General features: G+C 72.8%; 23 protein-coding genes. 16 read left to right on the top strand and 7 right to left on the bottom strand.

The window, feature by feature from the left end:
* Nucleotides 1-17: 17 nt before the first annotated feature.
* Together AC07BF_RS28570 and AC07BF_RS28575 are read right to left on the bottom strand one after the other, a co-directional pair.
* Nucleotides 18-686 carry a biliverdin-producing heme oxygenase gene (locus tag AC07BF_RS28570; protein ID WP_363586572.1) on the bottom strand — a complete coding sequence of 223 codons (669 nt, stop codon included), beginning with the start codon at nt 684-686 and terminating at the stop codon, nt 18-20.
* Between the two features lie 215 nt (nt 687-901).
* Complete coding sequence (locus tag AC07BF_RS28575; RefSeq protein WP_063348256.1) at nt 902-1393, bottom strand: inorganic diphosphatase; 492 nt, start codon at nt 1391-1393, stop codon at nt 902-904.
* A gap of 76 nt (nt 1394-1469) precedes the next feature.
* On the opposite strand from AC07BF_RS28575, the gene dacB reads away from it, so the two are divergent.
* From dacB to folE, 6 genes are all read left to right on the top strand, one after another.
* Nucleotides 1470-3122, top strand: a complete 1653-nt coding sequence (dacB, locus tag AC07BF_RS28580) for a D-alanyl-D-alanine carboxypeptidase/D-alanyl-D-alanine endopeptidase (protein ID WP_478334101.1) — start codon at nt 1470-1472, stop codon at nt 3120-3122.
* Nucleotides 3123-3224: 102 nt separating this feature from the next.
* On the top strand, nt 3225-4400 hold the full coding sequence (locus AC07BF_RS28585; protein ID WP_363586574.1) for a zinc-dependent metalloprotease: 1176 nt from the start codon (nt 3225-3227) through the stop codon (nt 4398-4400).
* A 290-nt stretch (nt 4401-4690) separates the two neighbouring features.
* Nucleotides 4691-5818: a tRNA lysidine(34) synthetase TilS gene (gene tilS, locus AC07BF_RS28590; protein WP_363586575.1), complete on the top strand. Its 1128-nt coding sequence runs from the start codon at nt 4691-4693 to the stop codon at nt 5816-5818.
* Between the two features lie 70 nt (nt 5819-5888).
* A complete protein-coding gene (hpt, locus tag AC07BF_RS28595; RefSeq protein WP_063348252.1) occupies nt 5889-6443 on the top strand; it encodes a hypoxanthine phosphoribosyltransferase in 555 nt (184 codons plus the stop codon).
* Between the two features lie 228 nt (nt 6444-6671).
* Nucleotides 6672-8726 carry an ATP-dependent zinc metalloprotease FtsH gene (gene ftsH, locus AC07BF_RS28600; protein ID WP_363586576.1) on the top strand — a complete coding sequence of 685 codons (2055 nt, stop codon included), beginning with the start codon at nt 6672-6674 and terminating at the stop codon, nt 8724-8726.
* Between the two features lie 104 nt (nt 8727-8830).
* Complete coding sequence (folE, locus tag AC07BF_RS28605; RefSeq protein WP_063348250.1) at nt 8831-9436, top strand: GTP cyclohydrolase I FolE; 606 nt, start codon at nt 8831-8833, stop codon at nt 9434-9436.
* A gap of 63 nt (nt 9437-9499) precedes the next feature.
* Here folE and AC07BF_RS28610 read toward each other — a convergent pair whose 3' ends face one another.
* On the bottom strand, nt 9500-10654 hold the full coding sequence (locus AC07BF_RS28610; protein ID WP_478334102.1) for an alpha/beta hydrolase: 1155 nt from the start codon (nt 10652-10654) through the stop codon (nt 9500-9502).
* 376 nt (nt 10655-11030) lie between these two features.
* On the opposite strand from AC07BF_RS28610, the gene AC07BF_RS28615 reads away from it, so the two are divergent.
* The 7 genes from AC07BF_RS28615 (at nt 11031) to AC07BF_RS28645 (ending at nt 17595) form a co-directional block, all read left to right on the top strand.
* Nucleotides 11031-12860 (top strand): phosphatidylglycerol lysyltransferase domain-containing protein, encoded by a 1830-nt coding sequence (locus AC07BF_RS28615; RefSeq protein WP_478334103.1) that lies wholly within the window; start codon nt 11031-11033, stop codon nt 12858-12860.
* Between the two features lie 77 nt (nt 12861-12937).
* Nucleotides 12938-13825: a dihydropteroate synthase gene (gene folP, locus AC07BF_RS28620; protein ID WP_350885208.1), complete on the top strand. Its 888-nt coding sequence runs from the start codon at nt 12938-12940 to the stop codon at nt 13823-13825.
* Nucleotides 13822-14319, top strand: coding sequence for a nuclear transport factor 2 family protein (locus AC07BF_RS28625; RefSeq protein WP_063348246.1), 498 nt, complete (start codon nt 13822-13824; stop codon nt 14317-14319). The genes folP and AC07BF_RS28625 overlap by 4 nt, the downstream gene beginning before the upstream one ends.
* A 247-nt stretch (nt 14320-14566) precedes the next feature.
* A complete protein-coding gene (gene folB, locus AC07BF_RS28630) occupies nt 14567-14926 on the top strand; it encodes a dihydroneopterin aldolase (RefSeq protein ID WP_063351209.1) in 360 nt (119 codons plus the stop codon).
* A gap of 40 nt (nt 14927-14966) precedes the next feature.
* Entirely contained in the window at nt 14967-15566 is a 600-nt protein-coding gene (gene folK / locus AC07BF_RS28635) for a 2-amino-4-hydroxy-6-hydroxymethyldihydropteridine diphosphokinase (RefSeq protein ID WP_363586580.1), read from the top strand.
* A gap of 188 nt (nt 15567-15754) precedes the next feature.
* Entirely contained in the window at nt 15755-16243 is a 489-nt protein-coding gene (locus AC07BF_RS28640; RefSeq protein ID WP_363586581.1) for a DUF3180 domain-containing protein, read from the top strand.
* A 122-nt stretch (nt 16244-16365) separates the two neighbouring features.
* Nucleotides 16366-17595, top strand: a complete 1230-nt coding sequence (locus AC07BF_RS28645) for a hypothetical protein (protein WP_478334104.1) — start codon at nt 16366-16368, stop codon at nt 17593-17595.
* Between the two features lie 168 nt (nt 17596-17763).
* On the opposite strand, the gene AC07BF_RS28650 is transcribed toward AC07BF_RS28645, so the two are convergent.
* Nucleotides 17764-18339: a TerD family protein gene (locus AC07BF_RS28650; RefSeq protein WP_350885215.1), complete on the bottom strand. Its 576-nt coding sequence runs from the start codon at nt 18337-18339 to the stop codon at nt 17764-17766.
* A gap of 124 nt (nt 18340-18463) precedes the next feature.
* Nucleotides 18464-18961 carry a hypothetical protein gene (locus AC07BF_RS28655; protein WP_400335640.1) on the bottom strand — a complete coding sequence of 166 codons (498 nt, stop codon included), beginning with the start codon at nt 18959-18961 and terminating at the stop codon, nt 18464-18466.
* Nucleotides 18962-19053: 92 nt separating this feature from the next.
* Here AC07BF_RS28655 and arfB point away from each other — a divergent pair, with 92 nt between their 5' ends.
* The gene (arfB, locus tag AC07BF_RS28660) at nt 19054-19488 is read left to right on the top strand and encodes an alternative ribosome rescue aminoacyl-tRNA hydrolase ArfB (protein ID WP_363586583.1); all 435 of its coding nucleotides are present in this window, start codon (nt 19054-19056) and stop codon (nt 19486-19488) included.
* 10 nt (nt 19489-19498) lie between these two features.
* Here arfB and AC07BF_RS28665 read toward each other — a convergent pair whose 3' ends face one another.
* Nucleotides 19499-20026, bottom strand: coding sequence for a flavin reductase family protein (locus AC07BF_RS28665; protein ID WP_350885220.1), 528 nt, complete (start codon nt 20024-20026; stop codon nt 19499-19501).
* 373 nt (nt 20027-20399) lie between these two features.
* Between AC07BF_RS28665 and AC07BF_RS28670 the strand changes: the two genes are divergently transcribed.
* Complete coding sequence (locus tag AC07BF_RS28670) at nt 20400-22190, top strand: GGDEF domain-containing protein (protein ID WP_363632098.1); 1791 nt, start codon at nt 20400-20402, stop codon at nt 22188-22190.
* A gap of 142 nt (nt 22191-22332) precedes the next feature.
* Complete coding sequence (locus AC07BF_RS28675; protein ID WP_363586584.1) at nt 22333-23322, top strand: carbohydrate-binding protein; 990 nt, start codon at nt 22333-22335, stop codon at nt 23320-23322.
* Nucleotides 23323-23444: 122 nt separating this feature from the next.
* Here the strand turns inward: AC07BF_RS28675 and AC07BF_RS28680 are convergent.
* The coding region (locus AC07BF_RS28680; RefSeq protein WP_363632100.1) for an amidohydrolase family protein at nt 23445-23825 on the bottom strand (381 nt) is incomplete at its 5' end.

The raw sequence follows: 23825 nt of genomic DNA on the forward strand, positions 1-23825 counted from the left end.
CGCCTCGGGAGAAACGTTCAGGCGCTCAGGGGGTAGCGCGCGTCCAGGTCCCGGAAGACCGCGCCGTTGAGCACGAAGGCCCGCTTGCACTCCTCGACCACCCGGCGCCGCTCCACCTCGTCCATCGCCAGCCCGGCGGCGTCCAGCCGGGCTCGGTACTCGCGCTTGAAGGCGGCCGGATTGTCGACCTCCTCGAAGACGTAGAACCGCACGCCGTCGCCCTTGCGCTCGAAGCCCCAGGTCTTCTCGGCGATGCCGCGGATGATCTGACCGCCGGACAGGTCGCCCAGGTAGCGGGTGTAGTGGTGCGCGATGTACCCGGCCGGCCACGTCTCGGCCAGTTCCTCCACCCGCGCGACGTACGCGGCGGTGGCGGGCAGCGGCGCCAGGCCGTCCCGCCAGTCCGGCCCGCGCAGGTGCGCCAGGTCGCGCTCGATGGCGGCGGTGCGCAGCAGCGCCCGGTCGATGAAGGGCCCGGCGAGCGGGTGCTCGGCCAGGTGTCCGGCGCGGTTCTCCAGGGCCCGGTAGACGTACCAGAGCTGGCCGGTGAGGTCGGCGTAGGCCTCGACCCCGAGCCGTCCGCCCAGCAGGTGGCTCATGAACGAGGACTGCTCCGCAGCCTCGTGCTCCTCGCTGCTGGCGGTGCGGAGCGCGGTGGAGAACGGGACGGGCTCGGGCGTGGGCATGCGGCCTCCAGGATCGGATTCGGCCCCGACTGTTTTGGTTAGCCTAACCTAACAAGCCGTCTTGCCGACAGGCTGTCGGCAAGACGGCCGCGCCCGGCCCCGGACACGGCGAAGGCCGGGGCCCGCGGACGAATCCGCGAACCCCGGCCTCCGGCTGCCCCGACCTACCTCGAACTGCTCAGAACTATCTGATCGAACGAGATCGGAACGACGGCTCAGTGACCGCCCTGCTCCGCCAGACGCTTGATCGAAGCGGTGACCTCGGCCTCGGCCTCGGCGCGGCCGACCCAGTTGGCGCCCTCGACGGACTTGCCGGGCTCCAGGTCCTTGTAGACCTCGAAGAAGTGCTGGATCTCCAGGCGGTCGAACTCCGACACGTGGTGGATGTCCCGCAGGTGCTCCCAGCGCGGGTCGGTGGCCGGAACGCACAGCAGCTTGTCGTCGCCGCCGGCCTCGTCGGTCATCTGGAACATGCCGATGGCACGGCACTTGATGAGGCAACCCGGGAAGGTCGGCTCGTCCAGGATCACCAGCGCGTCCAGCGGGTCGCCGTCCTCGCCGAGCGTGCCCTCCACGTAGCCGTAGTCGGCCGGGTAGCGGGTCGAGGTGAAGAGCATCCGGTCGAGCCGCAGCCGGCCGCTCTCGTGGTCGACCTCGTACTTGTTACGAGAGCCCTTCGGGATTTCGATAAGGACGTCGAATTCCAACGGTTCCTCCAAGGTAGGGACTGACAGAATCCAAGTGTCTCCTACGGGAGTGAGTGCTCAGGAAAGGGGCCGGTCGGTGGGAACAGGGGTCGGGGCGGCGCGCCGCCGCAGGGGGACGGCCGCGGGACTGTTCGGAGCGGCCCTGCTGGTCGCCGGAACGGTCCTGACCTCGGGCGGAGCGTACGCGCAGCCCTCCCCGGGCCCCGGCGGCCACAGCACCGAGCACGGCGAGGGCGACGGCCGGGGCGACGGCCGGGACGGCCGCGACGGCGGGAAGGGCGGCCGGGGGAGGGGCGACGGCAAGCCCAGGCCGGGCGACACCCCGGCCACCCGCCCGGGCGAACAGCCCACCGCCCCCGGCACCGCCGGCGGCTCCACGCCCACCGGCACCGGCTCCACGGGCCCCACCGGCTCGGCCCCCGCCCCGGGCGGCGGCGCCCGCCCGGCCCCCGCCCCCGGCGCCGTCCTGGCCACCGTCGAGGCCGGCGGCCCCGCCGCCGCACCCACCGCCCAGGGCCTCCAGCAGGCGCTCGCCGCCGCCGTCGCCGACAAGAGCCTCGGCACCGTCACCTTCGCCGTCGCGGACGCCGCCGACGGCCAACTCCTGTACGGCTCCGGCGAGAACACCCCGGCCACCCCCGCCTCCACCACCAAGCTGGCCACCGCGATCGCGGCCCTGTCGCTGATCCCCGGCGACACTCGGCTGACCACCCGGGTGGTCCGGGGCGCGGACCCCGGCACGATCACCCTGGTCGGCGGCGGCGACCCGACGCTCACCGCGCTGCCCGCCGACCAGGTCCAGATCGGCGGCCGGGCGGCCGACGCCGACACCGCCCCCGCCTCGCTCGACGCCCTGGCCCGGCAGACCGCCGCCGCCCTCAAGGCCGCCGGCACCACCACCGTCAAGCTCGACTACGACCTGTCGATGTACGCGGGCAACCCGCAGCACAAGAACCACGACGGGCAGAACATCGCCCTGGTCGTCCCGTTGATGGTCGACGAGGCCAAGGTGGACCCCAAGAGCCGTGACGATGCGCCGGCCCGGGTCGCCGACCCGGCCGGGAAGGCCGCCGAGATCTTCGCCGCTCTGCTCAAGGCCCAGGGCGTCACCGTCGACGGCGCGGCCAGGCCCGCCGCCGCCCCGGCCGCTTCCGCCGCCCCCGTCCTCGGCCGGGTGGACTCGCCGACCGTCGCCCGGCTGGTCGAGCGCATGCTCACCACCTCCGACAACCAGATCGGCGAGGCGATGGCCCGTCAGGCGGCCCTCGCCGCAGGCCAACCGGCCAGCTTCGAGGGCGCCGCCACCGCCGTCACCCGGGAACTCGCCAAGCTCGGCGTGCCGATGGCGGGCGTGTCCCTGAACGACGGCAGCGGACTGCACCCGGGCAACGCCGTCCCGCCGGCCGTCCTCGTTCGACTCCTCGCCCTGGCCGCCTCCGACCAGCACCCGACCCTGCGCCCGGTCCTCACCGGCCTGCCCATCGCCGGCTTCACCGGCACTCTCGGCAAGCGCTACGGCACCGGCTCGGGCGCCGCCGACGCGGCCGGCCTGATCCGTGCCAAGACCGGGACCCTCAGCGGCGTCAACACCCTCGCCGGCACCGTCGTCGACGCCGACGGCCGCCTCCTCGCCTTCGCCGTCATGACCCGCACCACCGCCCCCGCCGACACCGCGCGCGCCGCCATGGACCGCATCGCCGCCCGCCTCGCCGCCTGCGGCTGCCACTGACCCGCCCCCGCCCGCCCGCGGCCCCCGCCCCGCCGGGGGCGGGGTGAGGGTGTTCGTGGCGGGTGGCTGCCGCTGGTGGGTGGGAGCACGTACGGTGAGGGCATGACGAGCGCGAGTGGCGGTGCTGGCATGGTCGACTGGAATCTCGCGGTCGCAACCGCGACCAGGTTGGTGCGGCCGGGGCCGGAGGTGAGTCGGGCGGAGGCGGCGGCCGTGGTCGCCGAACTGCGCCGGCACGCGCTGGAGGCCGAGGAGCACGTCCGGGCGTTCACGGGGATGCGGTCGAGCAGTCTGACGGCGGCCACCGCGACGCCGGTGCTGGTGGTGGACCGCCCGGGCTGGGTGCGGGCGAACGTGGCCGGCTTCCGCACGGTGGTCCAGCCGCTGGTGGAGAAGCTCCAGGCGCGCCGGGCGAGCAGCCCGACGGCCGGGGTGTTCGGCGCGGTGGGGGAGAAGGCCACCGGGATCGAGGTGGGCGCGCTGCTGGCGTTCCTGTCCGGGAAGGTGCTCGGCCAGTACGAGACCTTCGCCCCGGCGGAGCCTTCGCTGGAGGCCCCGGACAGCCCGGCGGCGCTGTTCGACAAGCCCCGGCTGGGGCCGGAGGGCCCGGGGCCGGGCCGGCTGCTGCTGGTGGCGCCGAACATCGTGCACGTCGAGCGGGAGCTGGACGTCGACCCGTCCGACTTCCGGCTCTGGGTCTGCCTGCACGAGGAGACGCACCGGACGCAGTTCACCGCGGTGCCGTGGCTGCGCGACCACATCCAGTCCGAGGTGCAGTCCTTCCTGGCGGAGACCGACGTGGACCCCGGCGCCCTGCTGGAGCGGCTGCGGGACGCGGCGGGTTCGCTCGGCGGCGGGCTGCCGGGTGCCGGGGGCCGGGACGGCATGCCGTCGGCGGGGCTGATGGAGGTCGTCCAGTCGCCGGCGCAGCGCGAGATCCTGGGCCGGCTGACGGCGGTGATGTCGCTGCTGGAGGGCCACGCGGACGTGGTGATGGACGGGGTCGGCCCGGCGGTGGTGCCGACCGTGGCGGAGATCCGGGAGAAGTTCCAGCAGCGCCGGGACCGCGGGGCGAACCGGCTCGACCTGCTGTTGCGCCGGCTGCTCGGGATGGACGCGAAGCTGCGCCAGTACCAGGACGGCGCGGTGTTCGTGCGCGGGGTGGTGGAGCAGGTCGGCATGGAGGGCTTCAACCGGGTCTGGACCTCCCCGAACACGCTGCCGACCAAGGAGGAGATCCACGATCCGGCCGCCTGGGTCGCCCGCGTCGCCCGCTGAGGCGGGCACGGACGGGGCTCGGACGGGGCTCGGACCCCAAGCGCCGGGCGGTGGTCGGTGGTGGTCAAACCCGCTCGTACGAGTGGTCCAATCGGGCAGACGGAGGGTGAAGATACGTTTCTCCATTCACCCGAACGTGGGACGGTGGTCGTACCGGTGGCGCGGGTGGCGTAGCGGGGTGCTCCTTTCTGCCACCATCTGTGAGCGCCCGGTAACAGGGCGCTCATGAAGCTGCGCGGCCCCGCCGCGCGAGCCGCCGTCCTGTCCCCTCCGTCGAGGAGTCGTCCGCCGTGGGTCCACACCCCGCAGTCGCAGCGATACGCCTGGCCGTCCGCCGCACGCTCACCGACCTCGCCGCCGAGGCCGGTACCACCTTCACCGCGCCCGTGCGTGAGCCCCGCCAGCGTCCGGCCGGGGCGCCCCTGGTGGGCGCCGCCGTCGGCACCACCCTGATCGGCAACGCCGCCCGGCACCCGTCCGGACTGCCCCGGACCCCGGCCGCCCCCGGCTCGCCGCTGGTGCTGGTCGCCGTCAGCGGCGGCGCCGACTCGATGGCGTTGGCCATCGCCGCCGCCTTCGAAGCCCCCAAGATCGGCCTGCGGGTCGGCGCCGTCACCGTGGACCACGGCCTGCAGCCCGGCTCCGCCGACCGGGCCGCCCAGGTGGCCGAACGGCTGCGCTCGCTCGGCCTGGACCCGGTCGAGGCGATCCCGGTGCGCGTCGGCCGGTCCGGCGGCCCGGAGGCCGCCGCCCGGGACGCCCGCTACGCGGCCCTGGACGCGGCCGCCGAGCGGCTCGGCGCGCTCGCGGTGCTGCTCGGCCACACCCGGGACGACCAGGCCGAGACGGTGCTGCTGGGCCTGGCGCGCGGTTCGGGCTCCCGCTCGTTGGCCGGGATGCCGGCGCAGAAGGGCCGCTACCGCCGCCCGCTGCTGGAGCTGGACCGGGCGGCCACCCGGCAGGCCTGCTCCGCCCAGGCGATCCCGGTCTGGGACGACCCGCACAACTGTGATCCCGCCTACACCCGCTCCCGGGTCCGGCACGAGGTGCTGCCGGTGCTGGAGAAGCACCTGGGCGGCGGGGTGGTCGAGGCGCTGGCCCGCACCGCCCGGCTGTTCCGCGACGACGCGGACGCCCTCGACCAGTGGGCCTCCCTGGCCGAACGCGACCTCCGGACGGGTGAGGGCGCCCTGGACGCGGTGAAACTCGCCGAGCTCCCGCCCGCGGTCCGCCGCCGGGTGCTGCGCCGGGCCGCGCTGCGGGCGGGCTGCCCGGCCGGGGACCTGTTCGCGCGGCACCTGGAGACGATCGACCTGCTGGTCACCGGATGGCGCGGCCAGGGGCCGCTGCACCTACCCGGGGGCGTCGAGGCCACCCGCAGGTGTGGCACGCTGGTCTTTCGGCGGCAGGGCGACTGACGGGCGGGCATGTCCCGGGGTAGTCGGCCGCCGGCCACACAGACCCCGAACGTTTGAGGACGTATCCCCGGTGGACCAGAACGACATGGGCGCTGACCTCGCGAAGGTGCTCATCAGCAAGGACGAGATCGACGCCAAGCTCCTGGAGCTGGCCGAGCGCATCGACCGGGACTACGCAGGCAAGGATCTGCTGATCGTCGGCGTTCTCAAGGGGGCTGTGATGGTCATGGCCGACCTCGCCCGGGCCCTGCACTCGCAGGTCACCATGGACTGGATGGCGGTGTCCTCCTACGGCATGGGCACCAAGTCCTCCGGCGTGGTCCGCATCCTGAAGGACCTGGACACCGACATCGCCGGCCGGGACGTCCTGATCGTCGAGGACATCATCGACTCCGGTCTGACCCTGTCCTGGCTGCTGGGCAACCTGAGCTCGCGCGGCCCGGCCTCGCTGGAGGTCTGTGCCCTGCTGCGCAAGCCGGACGCGGCCAAGGTCGAGATCGACGTGAAGTACGTCGGTTTCGACATTCCGAACGAGTTCGTGGTCGGCTACGGCCTGGACTACGCGGAGAAGCTGCGTAACCTGCCCTTCATCGGGACGCTCGCCCCGCACGTCTACGGGGGCTGAGGGCTCCGTTCGGGCTACGGGTGGGAACAGGAGCCGGTTCCCGCCCGTTGGACCGGGGGGACCAAGAACGACGGCCGTGTCGCTGCGCTCCCGCCATGGGCGGGTGCGACTGCGGTACGGTCCATTAAAACCGCTCTTCACATGAGCACCGACCAGGATGCGCCGGCGGCACCCAGCCCGCGGCGCCGCTGAGTGGCAGGAGGGACGGGGCGGCAACGCCCCGCATGGATGGACGTCAAGCGATACTTCCGTGCGCCGATCATGTGGATCGTGCTGGCCGTCCTCGCCGTCATCGTTTTGATGCAGGTCGTTTCGGATTCGAACGGCTACAAGACGGTGGACACCGGTCAGGTCGTCGCGGCGATCGACGCGAAGCAGGTCAAGTCGGCGCAGATCACCACTGGTGACTCGAACACGATCAAGATCCAGCTGAAGGACGGCGCCACGCTGTCCAACGCCGGTACCGGCAAGACGCCGTCCGGCAGCAAGTTCCAGGCCTCGTACATCGGCGACCAGGGTGTTGCGATCGCCGACAAGCTCCAGGCCCAGATCAACGACAACGACCAGAGCACGCTCGCCGAGGGCTACACCATCAGCCCCGAGAAGCAGAGCACCTTCGTCAGCCTGCTGCTGTCGATGCTCCCGATCGTCATCATCGTCCTGGTCTTCCTGTTCCTGATGAATCAGATGCAGGGCGGCGGCTCCCGGGTCATGCAGTTCGGCAAGTCCAAGGCCAAGCTGCTCACCAAGGACACCCCGAAGACGACCTTCGCGGACGTCGCGGGCGCCGACGAGGCGGTCGAGGAGCTCCACGAGATCAAGGAGTTCCTCCAGGAGCCGGCCAAGTTCCAGGCCGTCGGCGCCAAGATCCCCAAGGGTGTGCTGCTCTACGGCCCGCCCGGTACCGGCAAGACCCTGCTGGCGCGTGCCGTCGCGGGCGAGGCCGGGGTGCCGTTCTACTCGATCTCCGGCTCGGACTTCGTCGAGATGTTCGTGGGTGTCGGCGCCAGCCGCGTCCGCGACCTCTTCGAGCAGGCCAAGGCGAACGCCCCGGCGATCGTCTTCGTCGACGAGATCGACGCCGTCGGCCGGCACCGCGGTGCGGGTCTGGGCGGCGGTCACGACGAGCGCGAGCAGACCCTCAACCAGCTGCTGGTCGAGATGGACGGCTTCGACGTCAAGGGTGGCGTGATCCTGATCGCGGCCACCAACCGCCCCGACATCCTGGACCCGGCGCTGCTGCGCCCGGGCCGCTTCGACCGCCAGATCGCGGTCGAGCGCCCCGACCTCCAGGGCCGGCTGGACATCCTCAAGGTGCACCAGAAGGGCAAGCCGATCGCGCCCGACGTCGACCTCTCGGCCGTCGCCAAGCGCACCCCCGGCTTCACCGGCGCGGACCTGTCGAACGTCCTCAACGAGGCCGCTCTGCTGACGGCCCGTTCGGACAAGAAGCTGATCGACAACGGCATCCTGGACGAGGCGATCGACCGCGTCGTGGCCGGTCCGCAGAAGCGCACTCGGATCATGTCCGAGAGGGAGAAGAAGATCACCGCGTACCACGAGGGCGGCCACGCCCTGGTGGCGGCGGCGTGCCCCAACAGCGACCCGGTGCACAAGATCACGATCCTCTCGCGCGGCCGGGCCCTCGGCTACACCATGGTGCTGCCGGACGAGGACAAGTACTCCACCACCCGCAACGAGATGCTCGACCAGCTGGCCTACATGCTGGGCGGGCGCGCGGCGGAGGAGCTGGTCTTCCACGACCCGACCACCGGTGCGTCGAACGACATCGAGAAGGCCACCGCCACCGCCCGGGCCATGGTGACCCAGTACGGCATGACCGAGCGGCTCGGTGCCATCAAGTTCGGCTCGGACAACGCGGAGCCGTTCCTGGGCCGTGAGATGGGCCACCAGCGCGACTACTCGGAAGAGGTCGCCGGGCTGGTGGACGAAGAGGTCAAGAAGCTCATCGAGAACGCGCACAACGAGGCCTGGGAGATCCTGGTCGAGAACCGCGACGTGCTCGACAACCTGGTTCTGGAGCTCCTGGAGAAGGAGACCCTGAACAAGGAGCAGATCGCGGAGATCTTCGCCACGATCGTGAAGCGCCCGGCCCGGCCGGCCTGGACGGGCTCGTCCCGTCGCACGCCGTCCACCCGGCCTCCGGTGCAGTCCCCGAAGGAGCTGGCGCTCACCAACGGCGCCGCCGCGATCGACACCGCCCCGGTGGACATCGTGAAGCTCCCGCCGTTGCCGACGTCGGAGCCGCCCGCCGAGGGCTGATCCCGCGCACCGTACGGAATGGATGCCGCGTCACCGGGGTTTGTACCCTGGAGACGCGGCATCCGTGCTGTTCAGCAAAGTCGTCCCAAGTAAGCGAGGCCCGCATGATCGACCCGGTGACGCTCGACGGTCCACCCACCGTCGGGACCTTCGACCAGAAGCGGGCCGAGAACGCCATCCGCGAGCTGTTGCTCGCCGTGGGTGAGGACCCGGACCGCGAGGGGCTGCTGGAGACCCCGGCCCGGGTCGCGCGCGCCTACAAGGAGATATTCGCGGGCCTCTGGCAGGAGCCCGAGGACGTCCTCACCACCACCTTCGACCTCGGGCACGACGAGATGGTGCTCGTGAAGGACATCGAGCTGACGTCCGTCTGCGAGCACCACCTGGTGCCGTTCCGCGGTGTGGCGCACGTCGGGTACATCCCGTCCGCCAGCGGCAAGATCACCGGCCTGTCCAAGCTGGCCCGGCTGGTCGACGTCTACGCCCGCCGCCCCCAAGTGCAGGAGCGGCTGACCAGCCAGGTGGCCGACGCGCTGATGCGGATCCTGGAGCCGCGCGGGGCGATCGTCGTGGTCGAGTGCGAGCACATGTGCATGTCGATGCGCGGCATCCGCAAGCCCGGCGCCAAGACCATCACCTCGTGCGTCCGCGGCCAGCTGCGCGACCCGGCCACCCGGGCCGAGGCGATGAGCCTCATCATCGGCCGATAGCGGAACGGCCGGCCGGTCCCCCCGGACCGGCCGGCCGTCACCTGCCCGCGTCACCTGCCCGCGTCAGCCGAGCCGCTCGCCGATCCACTCCAGCGAGGACGGCAGCTCACGGGTCCAGCTGTCGAAGTTGTGGCCGCCGTCGTCCAGGTAGAGCGAGTCGACCTTGAACTGCGGGTTGGCCGCGGCGACCTGCTGGGCGTGGTCGACGAACTGGAGGGTCTGCGCGAAGTCGCCCTCCTTGCGGGAGGAGACCACCAGCAGCGAGAGGGCGGGGGCCGGGAGGTTCGTCAGCCGCCAGTCGAGGTCGCTCTGCTGGGCCAGGGCGGCGTCGCCGGCGAACAGGTCACCGCCGGTGAACTGGTCCTCCTTGACCTTGTACTCGCCGTGCAGGCCCACCCCGATGCCGTAGACGTTCGGGAAGCGCATCGCCAGCCGCAGCGCGCAGCTGCCCCCGGTCGAGTAGCCGAAGACGGACCAGGAGGCGGCCGAGCGGCCGGTCCGGTAGGTGGTGCGGAGCGCGTCCGGCAGGTCCTTGGTGAACCAGGTCTCGGCGCGCGGGCCGCCGGGGACGTCCACGCACTCGGTGTCGCGCGGCGGGGCGACGGTCGGGCGGGCCATGACCACGACGGTCGGCGGCATCTTGCCGGACTTCCGCAGCTCGGCCGCGGTGCGCAGGAGCGGCAGCTCCTTGATCAGGTTGAGCGAGGTGCCGGGGAAGCCGGAGATGGCGACCAGGACGGGGAAGCGGACCAGGGCGAACTTCGAGTCGAAGTACTCGGGCGGCAGGTAGACGAACAGCTGGTCGGACAGTCCGGTCTCCTTGCCGGTGACCCGGACCGATTCGACCTTGCCGACCTCCTCGGGCGGGCCCTTGGGCAGGTCGGCGACGGTCTCCAGACCGCCCTCGTCGGTCGGCTGGAGCTGCGTGTCCGAGGCCGGGGCGTCGCCCTTGTGGTTCTCGTTGCTGGTCAGCGCGAGCTTGGCGCTGCCGGGGCTGAGCAGGTCGTCCCACGAGGTGTAGAACCCGAAGGAGTTGTTCACCGCCAGCGCCAGCACGGCCACGACCGCGACTTGAGTGACGGTCAGCAGGCCGATCCGGCCCAGGACGGGCAGCGGGCGCTGGCGCGCCAGTCGCGGCCAGAGCCACAGGGTGGTGACGAGAGCCGCAGCGCCGAGTGCGAGCAGCGAGTTCACCAGCGCTTCGCTGGTCAGTTCCATGCCGTCGGCCTTCCGGTGGGACACTGTCGGTGCACGCCTCATCGTCTGGCGGTCCGTCAGCTCCGGCCACCGCGGCTAGGCTGTCCGGATGCCCGGGCGAGCTGGGAGGGCGGGGGGAGCCGCAGGCAACCGGCGCCCTAGAATGCGGCGTCCACCGTACGTACGGCGTACCGGAGGACCCTGCCGCGCCACGCGGCGGCAGGCCCTCGGCTCCGTCCCCGGCTCCACCGCAGCGCGCCCACGGCACCGGTTTACCGACCGTTTCCGGGTCCTTGGTATGCGCATTGCCTGATGAAGGAAAAGGCATTGAAGGTCCATCACACGTGCTCCCCCGGAGTGACCGGACGGCGTCCCGCAGCCTCTACGCTGAGCTTCCATGAGCGTTCCCGTGTCCGTTGAGCCGAGCCCCGAGCAGCCGCGTCGTCGACGCGGCCTGCAGACGCTTCGCACCCAGGCGGCGGCTGTTCCGAGGGCCTGGCTGCCCGGCGCGGTCGGGTACGCCTGTCTGCTGATCGGCCTGGTCGACATCGCCAGCGCGGTGTTCCCCAAGCTCCGGCACTCCAAGATGCACACCTTCACCGGGCAGCTGCCCGGCGGCACCACCTCGCTGGCCGCGGTCGGGACGATGATGGTCGGCCTGCTGCTGGTGCTGCTCGCGCACGCGCTGCGCCGGCGCAAGCGGCGGGCCTGGCGGGCGGTGTGCGTGCTGCTGCCGGTCGGCGCCGCGCTGCACATCGTGCGCTGGCACCAGGTCGGCCCGGCGGTGGTCTCGCTGGCGGTCTTCGTGGTGATGCTGGTGCACCAGCGCGAGTTCTACGCCAAGGCCGACCCGCGCACCCGCTGGCGGGCGCTGGTCAACCTGATCGTGATGGGCGCCGTCAGCGTGCTGCTCGGCCTGCTGATCGTGAGCACCCGGACCAAGTACGAGATCGGCTACCCGGCCCTGCCCGAGCGCCTCCAGCACGTCGTGTACGGGCTGTTCGGCTTCGAGGGGCCGATCCGATACAACAACGTCCGGATGTCCGACCTGGTCGCCTACCTGCTCGGCGGGCTGGGCCTGCTGACCGCCTTCACCACCGCCTACCTGGCGCTGCGCCCCGGCAAGCCCAAGCCGGAGCTGACCCCGGAGGACGAGGAGAAGGTCCGCGAGCTGCTCACCCGGCACGGCGAGCGCGACTCGCTCGGCTACTTCGCGCTGCGCCGCGACAAGAGCGTGCTGTTCTCGCCCACCGGCAAGGCCGCGATCTCCTACCGGGTGGTCTCCGGCGTGATGCTGGCCTCCGGCGACCCGGTCGGCGACGTCGAGGCCTGGCCGGGCGCGATCAAGGTGTTCATGGCCGAGGCCCGCGAGCACGCCTGGGTGCCGGCCGTGATGGGCTGCAGCGAGGTCGGCGGCGAGGTCTGGACCCGCGAGGCGGACCTCGACGCGCTGGAGCTGGGCGACGAGGCGATCGTCGACACCGCCACCTTCTCGCTCGCCGGCCGGGCCATGCGCAACGTCCGCCAGATGGTCAAGCGGATCGAGCGCAACGGCTACTCCTGCCAGGTGCGCCGGGTCAGCGACCTCACCCTGGAGGAGAAGCACCGGATCGCCGACGCCGCCGCCCGCTGGCGCGGCACCGACACCGAGCGCGGCTTCTCGATGGCCCTCGGGCGCTTCGGCGACCCGCTGGACGACGACTGCGTGGTGGTCACCGCCCACAAGGCCCCGGAGGAGGGGGAGGGCGGCGACGACCTGAAGGCCGTGCTGCACTTCGTGCCCTGGGGGCCGGACGGCATCTCGCTGGAGCTGATGCGCCGCGACCGCGCGGCCGACCCGGGCCTGAACGAGCTGCTGATCGTCGCCGCCCTCCAGGCCGTGCCCGCGATGGGCGTGCGCCGGGTGTCGCTCAACTTCGCGATGTTCCGCTCGGCGCTGGCCCGCGGTGAGCGGATCGGCGCCGGCCCGGTGCTGCGGGCCTGGCGCGGACTGCTGGTGTTCCTCTCGCGCTGGTTCCAGATCGAGTCGCTGTACAAGTTCAACGCCAAGTTCCAACCCGAGTGGGAACCGCGCTTCCTGGTCTTCCCGAACACCCGGGACCTGCCGCGGATCGGCTTCGCCGCGATGCAGGCCGAGGCCTTCATCACCCTCGGCATGCCGCGCTTCGGCCGCCGGCGCCAGCGGGAGGGCCTGATGCCCACCCCGGGCGCCCGCGACGTCACCTAGGCCGCCTGAGGCACCGCCGCGACCAACGGGGCCCCCGCCGAGAATCCTCGACGGGGGCCCCGTTCGATAATGGGCGCATGAGCAACTCGCCGTCCTTCTCGCTGCCGGCCGGACTGCCGCGGCTCGACCGCTGCGCCGTGATGGGTGTGGTCAACGTCACGCCCGACTCCTTCTCGGACGGCGGCCTCTGGCACGACCCCGCCAAGGCGATCGCGCACGGGCTCGCCCTGCGCGCCCGCGGCGCGGACCTGGTGGACGTCGGGGGCGAGTCCACCCGGCCCGGCTCGCAGCGGGTGCCCGAGGAGGAGGAGCTGCGCCGGGTGCTGCCGGTGGTGCGCGAGCTCGTCGCCGCCGGGGTCGTGGTGTCGGTCGACACCATGCGGGCCTCCGTCGCCGAGCAGGCCGTGGCGGCCGGTGCCGCGCTCGTCAACGACGTCTCCGGCGGGCTCGCCGACCCGGCGATGGCCCGGGTGGTCGCCGACACCGGCGCGCCGTTCGTGGTGATGCACTGGCGCGGCCAGTCCGCGGACATGGAGCGGCTGGCGGTCTACCGGGACGTGGTGACGGACGTCGTCGCCGAGCTGGCCGTCCGGGTGGACGCGCTGCTGGCGGCCGGGGTCAAGGAGGACCAGCTGATCCTCGACCCGGGCCTCGGCTTCGCCAAGACCCCCGAGCACAACTGGGCGCTGCTCGGCCGGCTGGACGCGCTCACCGCGCTCGGCCGTCCCGTCCTCGTCGCCGCATCGCGCAAGCGGTTCCTGGGTACGCTGCTGGCCGACCCGCAAACCGGGGCGCTGCGCCCGGCCCGGGAGCGCGACGACGCGACCGCCGCGGTGTCGGTGCTGTCGGCCCAGGCCGGCGCCTGGGCGGTGCGGGTGCACGACGTGTCCGGCACGGCGGACGCCGTCCGGGTGGTCGCGGCCTGGCAGCACGCGGCCCGGCAAGGGGTGAGGGAGGGTCTGTGACAGGTGACGGCAGGCTGAGCGGCGGAACGGCCGGCCAGGCCCGCGAGGCGGACCTGGAGGCGGTGCTCGCGGCGAACCAGGCGCTCTACCAGGCACTGGAGGAGGGGGACCTGGAGGCGGTCGAGGACGCCTGGCTGGGGGCCGCGGACGCGGACGACAAGGGCGGCGTGGTGTGCGTGCACCCCGGCTGGCCGGTGCTGCGCGGGCGGGCGCAGGTGACCCGCTCGTACATGCTGATCATGATGAACACGGAGTACATCCAGTTCTTCCTGACCGATGTCGAGGCCGAGGTCCACGGAGATGTGGCCCTTGTCACGTGCACCGAGAACATCCTCTCCGGCGGCGAGGCGGAGGAGGAGGGGGAACTCGGTCCGCTGGTCGGCGGAAAGGTCGTGTCGACGAATCTGTTCCGCCGTACCCCGGGCGGGTGGAAGCTCTGGTCGCACCACGGTTCACCCGTTCTGACCAGCGGCGACGACGAGGACGAGGACTGATTCGGGCGGCCTTCGGAAAACGCGGCCGGGAGGTCGCCCGGGAATTCCCGAGTGGTCACCGAACGTTCACGTCAATCGCCATTCCGGTGCGCGTGGCGACGGTTCGTGCCGGGTAGGACGGTCAGACGTTGTCAGCGCCCGCGGGTAGATTCGAAACGGAGTGGCGGGTGTGCTGCCCGCCTTCGCCCCGCTCGTCCATGCCATTCTCCGGGTGGGGCCCGTCCGACTGGGAGCAGTGATTCGTTTGCTGGACCGCGTCACCCTGCGGGGGCTGCGTGCCCGGGGCAACCACGGCGTCTTCGAGCGCGAGCGCATCGAGGGCCAGACCTTCGTGGTCGACCTCGTGCTGTACCTGGACACCCGCCCCGCCGCGTCCGGCGACGACCTCACCCGCACGGCGCACTACGGCCTCGTGGCCGAGGAGGTCACCGCGATCATCGCGGGGGAGCCGGTCGACCTGATCGAGACCCTGGCCCAGCGCATCGCCGACCAGTGCCTGAAGCACGAAGCGGTCGAGGAGGTCGAGGTGACCGTGCACAAGCCCGACGCCCCGATCACCGTGCCGTTCGACGACGTGACCGTGACCATTCACCGGGGCCGCGCATGACCGCCGCCGTGCGCCCCGTTCCAGTTGCAGAGGGATCTCGATGAGCACCAGCGACCCGACCGCCTCGCCGACCACGTTCGACCTGGAGAGCCGGGTGGACTCCGCCGACACCACACTGCACAGCCAGCGCTGCGCGGTGATCGCACTCGGCAGCAACCTGGGCAACCGCCTGGACACCCTCCAGGGCGCCGTCGACGCGCTCGCCGACACCCCCGGGCTCAAGATCAAGGCCGTCTCCGCGGTCTACGAGACCGAGGCCGTCGGCGGCCCGGACGAGCAGCCCAACTACTACAACGCGGTCGTCGTGCTGCGCACCTCGCTGCCGCCGCGCGACCTGCTGGAGCGCGGCAACGCGATCGAGGACGCCTTCGGGCGGGTCCGGACGGTGCACTGGGGTCCGCGGACCCTGGACGTCGACATCCTGGCCTACGAGGGCGTGCTCAGCGACGACCCGCAGCTGCTGCTGCCGCACCCGCGCTCGCACGAGCGGGCCTTCGTGCTCGCCCCCTGGCTGGACGCCCAGCCGGAGGCCGAGGTGCCCGGGCACGGGCAGGTCGGCGAACTGCTGGACGCGCTCGGCGGCCCGGGCGCGCAGGGCGTCCGGCGGCGGGACGACATCCGGCTGACGCTGCCGGAGTGACCGGCCCCGGCCCGGCGGCCCGGTGAGGGCGGCCGGGGAACTCGACCGGGGGGCCCGGCCGTACGAGTAGGTGTCCGCCGTTCGCGCGGGTGTCCGCCCGGTCGGGCCCGGTACGGTGGCCTGGCGCCGCCGTGCCGGGCCACCGGGCGGCGGCCGGCTCTGGTAACCCCGGGAAGGACCTCCTCCGAGTGAAGCTGCTTCGCCTACGCCTGCTGGTCGGCATCACCGCTGCTACCACGGCGCTGTCCTGGGCCGGTGCCAAGCTCTGGGCCTCCCTGGACACGCTGCCGGCCGTGCCGGTCGCGGCGCCGGTGGTGCTGGCGGCGGTGGCGGTGGTCCTGTTGGCGACCGCCCTCTCGCTGCGGTCCCGGCTGAAGGCGGTGCGCGAGCGGCAGCCCGGCGCGAAGGGCGTCGACCCGCTGCTGGCGGCCCGGGCGGTGGTGCTGGGGCAGGCCAGCGCGCTGGTCTCGGCGGTGGTCACCGGCGTCTACGCGGGCGCGGGGATCTTCCTGCTGGGCGAGCTGGACGTGTCGGCGCGCAAGGACCAGGCCGTCACGGCCGGGCTCGCGGTGCTGGCGGGGGCCGCGGTGATCGCGGCGGCGCTCTGGTTGCAGCACGTGTGCAAGCTGCCGGAGAACCACGACGATCCGGGCGGCCCGGCGCCCTCGCCCCGCTGAACAGGTCTTTTTTCGTGATCTTGAGTGAAACGCCGGGCACGTGCGGTAAAACTTGCGCACTGTCAAGGGCGGAAGAGGACCCTGGGCTGACACGGCCCCAATTCGCACGCTAGTTTCTTGGCATGTCTCGCGGACGCCACCGTCATTCCTCCGTCCTCGGCCGGATCTTCCCCCCCACCGCCGCCGGCGTGCTGCTCGTCGCCGCGCTGGCCGCTCTGCTCTTCAGTCAGGACGCCGTCCTGGTGCGTTCGGTGGGTGTCGCGGCGGTGGTCGCGACGCTCGGCTTCGCGCTGCTGCTGCGGCAGCGGGACAAGGCGGCCCGGGCGGCCGCCGAGATGGCCGCGGCGCAGCGGCTGCGGGCCGAGGAGCGCTTCGAGGAGCAGCTGGCGGAGGCCGAGTACGCGGCGGAGGTCGCCGAGGAGCGGGCCACCCGGTTCGGGCGCCGGCTGACGGCGGAGAAGTCGCGGCTGGCGAAGGCCGAGACCGAGATCGCCCGGCTGCTGCGGGAGCGGGCCGTGGCGGTGGCCGAACAGGCGCTCAAGGAGGCCGAGGCGGCCCAGCGGGCGCTCGCCGCGAGCCGCCCCAAGTATCCGGCCAGCCCGGCCGCGTTCGTCCGTGCCGCGTCCGTGCTGCGGCTGCTGGAGCGGCGGGCGGCGGAGCAGGAGGCGCGGCGGGAGCGGACGGCGGGCTCGGAGGTCGCGCTGCGGGCGCGTACGGCGCCGGCCGCTGCGGCCCCGGCGCCCGCGCCCGCTGCGGTGGCGCCCTCGGTGCCGGCGCCGGTGGCCCCCGCGGTGCCCACTCCGGAGCAGGCTCCGGTGGCACAGGCACAGGCACAGGCACAGGCACAGGCACAGGCACAGGCACAGGACCAGGCACAGGACCAGGCCCCGGCGCCGGTGCGGCCCGCGCCGGTGCGCCCGGCGCTGACCGCCACGGTCGGGCAGCTCGGCGGGACGCCGTCCGCTCCGGTCGCGGCGCCCGCGCCGGTGGAGCGGCAGCGGCCGCGGTCGGCGCAGTCCGGGGCGGTGCGCGGGCCGGGCTTCAGCTTCTTCGGCCGGGGTGCGGGCGCGGCCGTGCGGGCGGCGGCCCCGGCGCCGGCGGTGGGCAGCGTCGCCGAACTGGGCGAGCGCACGGACCTGGCCGACGTGGTGGGCGACGAGGCGGTGGCCGCGCAGGCGAAGGCCGAGGCGCAGGAGGCCCAGGAGGCTCGTGAGGTGCAGGAGGCCGTGGCCGGCTCGCAGGCGTCGCAGCCGGCGGCCGAGCCGGCGCCGGGTGCGCCCGCGGTGGTGGACCTGACCCCGGAGGACGAGACCGAGCTGATCCAGCTGCCGGAGCTGCGTGCCTCGCGCTAAGGGCCCTCTTTCGGATCACGCCGGGCGCGCGACGTGATCCGAAAGAGAGCCCCTAGGGCCTGAGCCCGGGCCGGGTGCGCGAAAGCGGCGCGGGACGTCGGTGTGACCGATGTCCCGCGCCGCTCTCGTTCCGGCGGTGTGCCGGGCCGGGAGGGGCCCGGCGGGGCGTCAGAGCTGGACGCCGAAGTCCTGGGCGATGCCCGCCAGGCCGGAGGCGTAGCCCTGGCCGACGGCGCGGAACTTCCACTCGCCGCCGTTGCGGTAGAGCTCGCCGAAGATCATGGCGGTCTCGGTGGCGGCGTCCTCGGAGAGGTCGTAGCGGGCGATCTCGGCGCCGCCGGCGGCGTTCACCACGCGGATGTACGCGTTGCGGACCTGGCCGAAGCTCTGGCCGCGGGCGACCCCGTCGTAGATGGTGACGGGGAAGGTGATCTTGACGGCCTCGGCCGGCAGGCCGGCCAGGTTGACGTTGATCGACTCGTCGTCGCCGGCGCCCTCACCGGTGCGGTTGTCGCCGGTGTGCACGACGGTGTTGTCCGGGCTGCTGGTGTTGTTGAAGAAGACGAAGTGCCCGTTGGAGAGCACCTTGCCGTCCGCGTTCAGGACGATCGCGCTGGCGTCGAGGTCGAACTCGGTGCCGGTCGTGGTCCGGACGTCCCAGCCCAGGCCGACACTGACCGCGGACAGGCCCGGGGCCTCCTTGGTCAGCGAGACGTTGCCACCCTTGGAAAGGCTCACTGGCATGGCGATTGCAGTCCCTTCGTTCGCTTTTTCCGGGACAACGCAATACCCCGGTGGGTTGGTTCCGCGAAGTCCGTGAATTCTTCGTGGACGCCAATCCACTGGCAAAGGCCTGACAATGCCCTGGTCAGATCCGGGGGAACCGGCCCTGCAGCGACCAGATGTTCGGATTGTCGGCCAGCTCGGGGTGCATATCGAAGAGGTCGGCGAGGGTGTCCTGGAGGAAGTCCCGGGCCTCGCGCCGCAGCTCGCCGTGGCGGACCACGGCGGGCGGCTCGTCCGGCAGCCAGGTCGCGGTGATCTCGACCCAGTTGAAGCGGCGGGCGAACCGCAGCAGCTCGGTGTTCTGGGTGAAGTCGAGGTCCGCGGTCTGCACCCGGGCGGCCCGGCCGCCGTCCGGGTCGCGGTCCAGCTCCTCGGCGATGTCGCACAGCGCCCAGGCGAAGTCGAGCACCGGCACCCACCCCCAGCCGGTGGACAGCTCGGCGCCCTCGGCGTCCAGGTAGACGTCGCCGCAGAACAGGTCGTACCGCAGGGACCGCACCGGGGCGGAGCGGTAGTCCGTCTGCGGGGGGTCGGGGAAGCGGTTGGAGAGGGAGTAGCCGAGCTCGATCACGTACGCCATTGTCCGGGCTGCGGGCGGTGGAGCGGAACCGGGCCGCTGGCCGTCGCGGATAACCGGGTGACCGGGCGGTGCGGGCGCGGGATGATGGACGCATGCCCGAGCCCATCCGCGTACGGGGGTCGGTGGTCGTCCCCGACACCGAGCTCGTCTGGCGCTTCTCGCGTTCCTCCGGCCCCGGTGGCCAGCACGTCAACACCTCCGACAGCAAGGCCGAGCTGCGCTACGACCTGGCGGCGTCCAAGGCGCTGCCCGAGGTGTGGCGCGAGCGCGCGCTGGAGCGGCTGGCCGGGCGGCTGGTGGACGGCCGGGTGCTGGTGATCCAGGCCTCGGAGTTCCGTTCGCAGTGGCGCAACCGGGAGGCGGCCGCGGCCCGGCTGTCGGCGGTGCTGACCGAGGCGTGCGCGCCGCCGCCGAAGTCCCGCCGGGCGACCAGGCCGAGCCGGGGGATGGTCGAGCGCCGGTTGTCCAACAAGCGGCGCCGCTCCGAGCTGAAGCAGGGGCGGCAGTCGCCGCGGGGCGGCGAGTAGCCGGGGCGGCTCAGCCGAGGGCGCGGTAGCCGCCGCGGAAGTAGAGCAGCGGCCGGCCGGCCGGGCTGGGTACCGCGGCCTCCAGGACGCGGCCGAGCAGCAGGGTGTGGTCGCCCGCCGGTATCCGCTGTTCGGTGCGGCACTCGACGGTGGCGAGCGCGCCGTCGATCAGCGGGGCGCCGGAGCGGGGGCCGCGGTGGTGCGGGGTGTCCGCGAACAGCAGCCGGTCGCTGAGCCGGCCCTTCATGGCGAAGCGGGAGCCGAGCGCCTTCTGCCCCTCGGTGAGCAGCGAGACCGCCCAGGTGTCGGTGCGGGAGAGCACCTCGTCCATCCGGGAGTCCTCGCGGACCGAGATCAGGACCAGCGGCGGCTCCAGCGACACGGACAGGAAGGACGTGGCGGTCATGCCGACGTCCTCGCCGTCCTCCGGATCGTGGACGGTCACCAGGCTCACGCCGGAGGCGAGCTGGGAGAGTGCCGCCCGGAACTCGTCGGGCGTGGCGTGGGAGGCAGCTTCGGGCTGCGGGGACGAGTACACGTACCGCACGGTAGTCGGCGTCCGCCGGAATCGGCATCGGGCCGAGGTCGTAGGACCAGCGGCGCACGGGGCGGGGTTGCGGCCGGGTTCGGGACTCACCCTCAGGAGTGAAGCAAGGGGCCTGCCGGGCGGCAGCGGGCTTCAGCGCGAGGCCGATGCGGTCGACCAAGGGAAATATTCCGATAGCGCTTTATGTCCCGCTATGGGGCGGATGAGCTGATTAAGGGTGCATTAGTGTCGTGTGATTTAAGTCACAAGTGATGGCCTATTGCTGACCGAGCGTGCCGAACGCTGTGCTCCCTGTGATTCAGTTCTTCTGGCAATCGGACGATAACCAATCAAGAACTATCCGAAGCAGCCGGGGAGCCCCCGCATGGAAGCCGAGTCGGAGCCGTACGTCCGTCTCGCGACCCTCCGCACCTTGCACCGGGTCGTGGCGGACCTCAACGCTGCCCGCAGCCTGGCGGGCACGCTGCAGGCCGTCGTCGAGGGTGCGGTGCACGGGCTCGGCTTCGACGCCGCCGCGGTCAGCCTGGTCCGCCCGGACGGGGACCTCGTGGTGGCGGCCGTCTGGGAGCTGGAGGAGAGCACCATGGGCGGCCCCTCCGTCCTGCTCGGTCAGGTCGGCTCCCGGGAGTCCTGGGACCGACTGCTCGGCGTCAGCGACCACTGGGGCACCCTGCGTTTCCTGCCGTACGACCGCGGCTGGGCCGTCGCCAGCGACATCCCGCGCTGGATCGGGGACGGCCCGCTGCCCGTCTACGCCAACGACTGGCACCCCGCCGACGGGCTGCTCGCCCCGATGTACAGCGCCGGCGGCGACCTGCTCGGCGTCCTCTCGGTGGACCGCCCGCGCAGCGGCAAGCGGCCCGGGGCGTGGACCCGCGAGGCGCTGGAGATGTTCTCGCTGCAGGCCTCCATCGCGATCGGCAACGCCCGGCTGCGGGCCGAGATGCAGCGCGCGCTGGCCCGCCTGGAGAAGGAGCAGCAGGCCCTGCGGGCCAGCGAGGAGAGCTTCCGCCAGGCCTTCGAGTACGCGCCCAGCGGGATGGCCATCACCGAACTGCACGGCGCCGGGCGCGGCCAGCTGACCAGGGTCAACGACGCGCTCTGTCGCCTGCTCGGCCGACCCCGCGCGGTGCTGCGCCAGCAGAGCTTCGCCGACCTCGTGCACCCGGAGGACCGGGCGCTGCTGGAGCGCACCAGCGCCGAGAGCGGCCGGGCGGAACTGCGGCTGTCCCGGCGGGACGGCGGCTACCAGTGGGTGTGCCTGCGCAACTCGATCGTGGCGGACGCGGCCGAGGGTCCGAGCTTCCTGCTCACCCACGTCGAGGACATCGAGGACCGCAAGCGGCACGAGTTCCAGCTCGCCCACCGGGCCAGCCACGACGCGCTCACCGGCCTGCCGAACGGCGCCGAACTGAAGGCCCGGCTGGGCCGCCGGCTCTGTGCCGAGCCGCAGACCGTCGGGGCCCCCGCCGGGCCGGGCGAGCCGGCCTACCCGGCGCCGTACGGCTACCCGGCCGACTCCTACAGCGCGCACGCCGCGTACGACCGGTTGGAGGGCGCGGACCCGTACGGCGGGCCGGTGCACGGCTACGGGATGCCCGAGGGCGGCCCGCCGTACGGCCTCGCCCCGGGCTACGGGGAGCACGTGCACGCGGTGGTCCCGGCCGACCAGGGCCCGGGCGGCGAGGCGTGGTCCGCACCGTTCCGCTCCGGCGTCGCGGCGTCGCTGGACAAGGGGCTCGCGGTGCTCTTCTGCGACCTGGACGGCTTCAAGTCGATCAACGACCGGTTCGGCCACAACGCGGGCGACGCGGTGCTGGTCGAGGTCGCCCGGCGGCTGAGCCAGGCCGTCCGGGACGGCGACACGGTGGCCCGGCTCGGCGGCGACGAGTTCGTCGTGCTGGCCGACGGGATCGGCCGCGAGGAGGCCAAGGACCTGGCCCACCGGCTGCGGGGCGCCATCATCCCGCCGATGCGGATCGACGGCCGGGCGATGCGGGTGGGGGTGAGCCTCGGGGTCGGCTGGGCGGGCTGCGGGATGAGCATCGAGGAGGTGCTGCACACCGCGGACGAGCGGATGTACGACGAGAAGCGGGCCCGGGGCGGCGCGGTGCGCGGCGCGCGGGGCGAGCGTTCGCACCGACGGGCGGGCTGAACCCGCCGGTCCTGGTTACCCACGGGTTGTCAAGGGCTCTTTTCCGGCTGTCACAAAGGACAGGTAGGGTTCCCGGGTACGACAGCGTCCATGATCTGCGCCGGCGGCCCCGCATCCCGGCGGCGCGAACCGGATGGGGGAGTTGACCACCGTGACGACCGCCGGCAACAACGGAGCGCCCGAGGGCGGTGCCCCGCAGGACGACGACCCGTTCGGCTACCTCTACCGCCCGGCGGAGGGTGCCTCCGGGCAGCCGGCCGAGCCACAGCAGGGCGTGCCCCGGACGCCGTACAGCCGTCCGATGGAGGTCGGCCGGGCCCAGTACGGGCAGCAGCCCTACCAGCCGCGGCCGCAGCAGCCCCAGTACGGCCAGCAGGCGGGGCCGCAGCAGGGCTACCCCGGCGGCCAGCAGCCGTACCCGCCGCAGCAACAGCAGCCCGAGTACGGCACCGCGCCCACCCAGCAGACCCGTTACGCCGAGCACTCCCGGCCGCAGCCGGGGGAGGACCGGTCGAGCAGCGGCCGGAGCAAGGGCGCGGTGATCGGCGCGGTCGCGGTGGTCGCGGCCATAGCGATCGGCGCGGGGATCGCGCTCTCCACGGGCGACCCGGACGGCGACAAGACCGCCAAGGGCGGCGCCCAGACCACCGCCGCGGCTCCCCCCAGCACCCCGGCGACCGGCAGTTCGTCCCCGACCGCCTCGGCCTCGGCGAGCACCACCGCCCCGGCCGGCCCGTTGACCGTGGACGCGGGCCAGCTCCAGGCCCAGAACGCGCCGTCCGGCAACGGCGTCAAGGGCGCCAAGTCCGCCGACGGCAGCTACCTGACGCTCCAGCCGGGCGGCTCGGTGACCTGGAGCGGCGAGGTCGCCGCGGCCGGCACCTACAAGCTGAACGTGCACTACAACAACACCGGCGGGGACCTGAAGGGCGCCGCCTCGGTGAACGGCAAGGACTGGCCGAGCGGGCTGCTCTTCAAGAACTACGCGTCCGGCAAGGACCCGGCGTCCTCCTGGTTCAACACCTGGATACTCCCGCAGCTCCAGGCCGGGGCGAACACCATCACCTTCACCGTGCCCTCCGGTTCGATCCTGATCGACCAGATCACCCTCGAACCGAATGCGACCGGTTGACCGGTTGACCGGTTGACCGGTTGACCGGTTGATCGGCAGAGCGGCTGACCGGCTGAGCCGGAACGCGAGACGGCCGCCCGTCCCCGTGGGGGAAGGGCGGCCGTCGGCGTTCCGGCGGGCCGTCAGGCGGGCTTCACCACGTCGAAGCGCTCGCCGCCGAGGACCCAGCGGCCGCGGCGCATGACGGCGACCAGGTCGTAGCCCTCGGAGTCGAGCACGACCAGGTCGGCCTGCTTGCCGGCCTCCAGCGAGCCGATCGAGTCGGCGAGGCCCAGCAGGCGGGCCGGGGTGGCGGACAGCGACTCGACGGTCTGGTTCAGCGTCAGGCCGTTGACGGTGAGCGAGCGCTTGAACGCGACGTCCAGCGTCAGGGTGGAGCCGGCGATGGCGCCGCCCTCGACCAGCCGGGCGACGCCGTCCTTGACCTCGACCTGGAGCGGGCCGAGCGGGTAGAGGCCGTCGCCCATGCCGGCCGCGCCCATCGCGTCGGTGATCAGGGCGAC

The organism is Kitasatospora sp. NPDC043950, assembly GCF_056435345.1.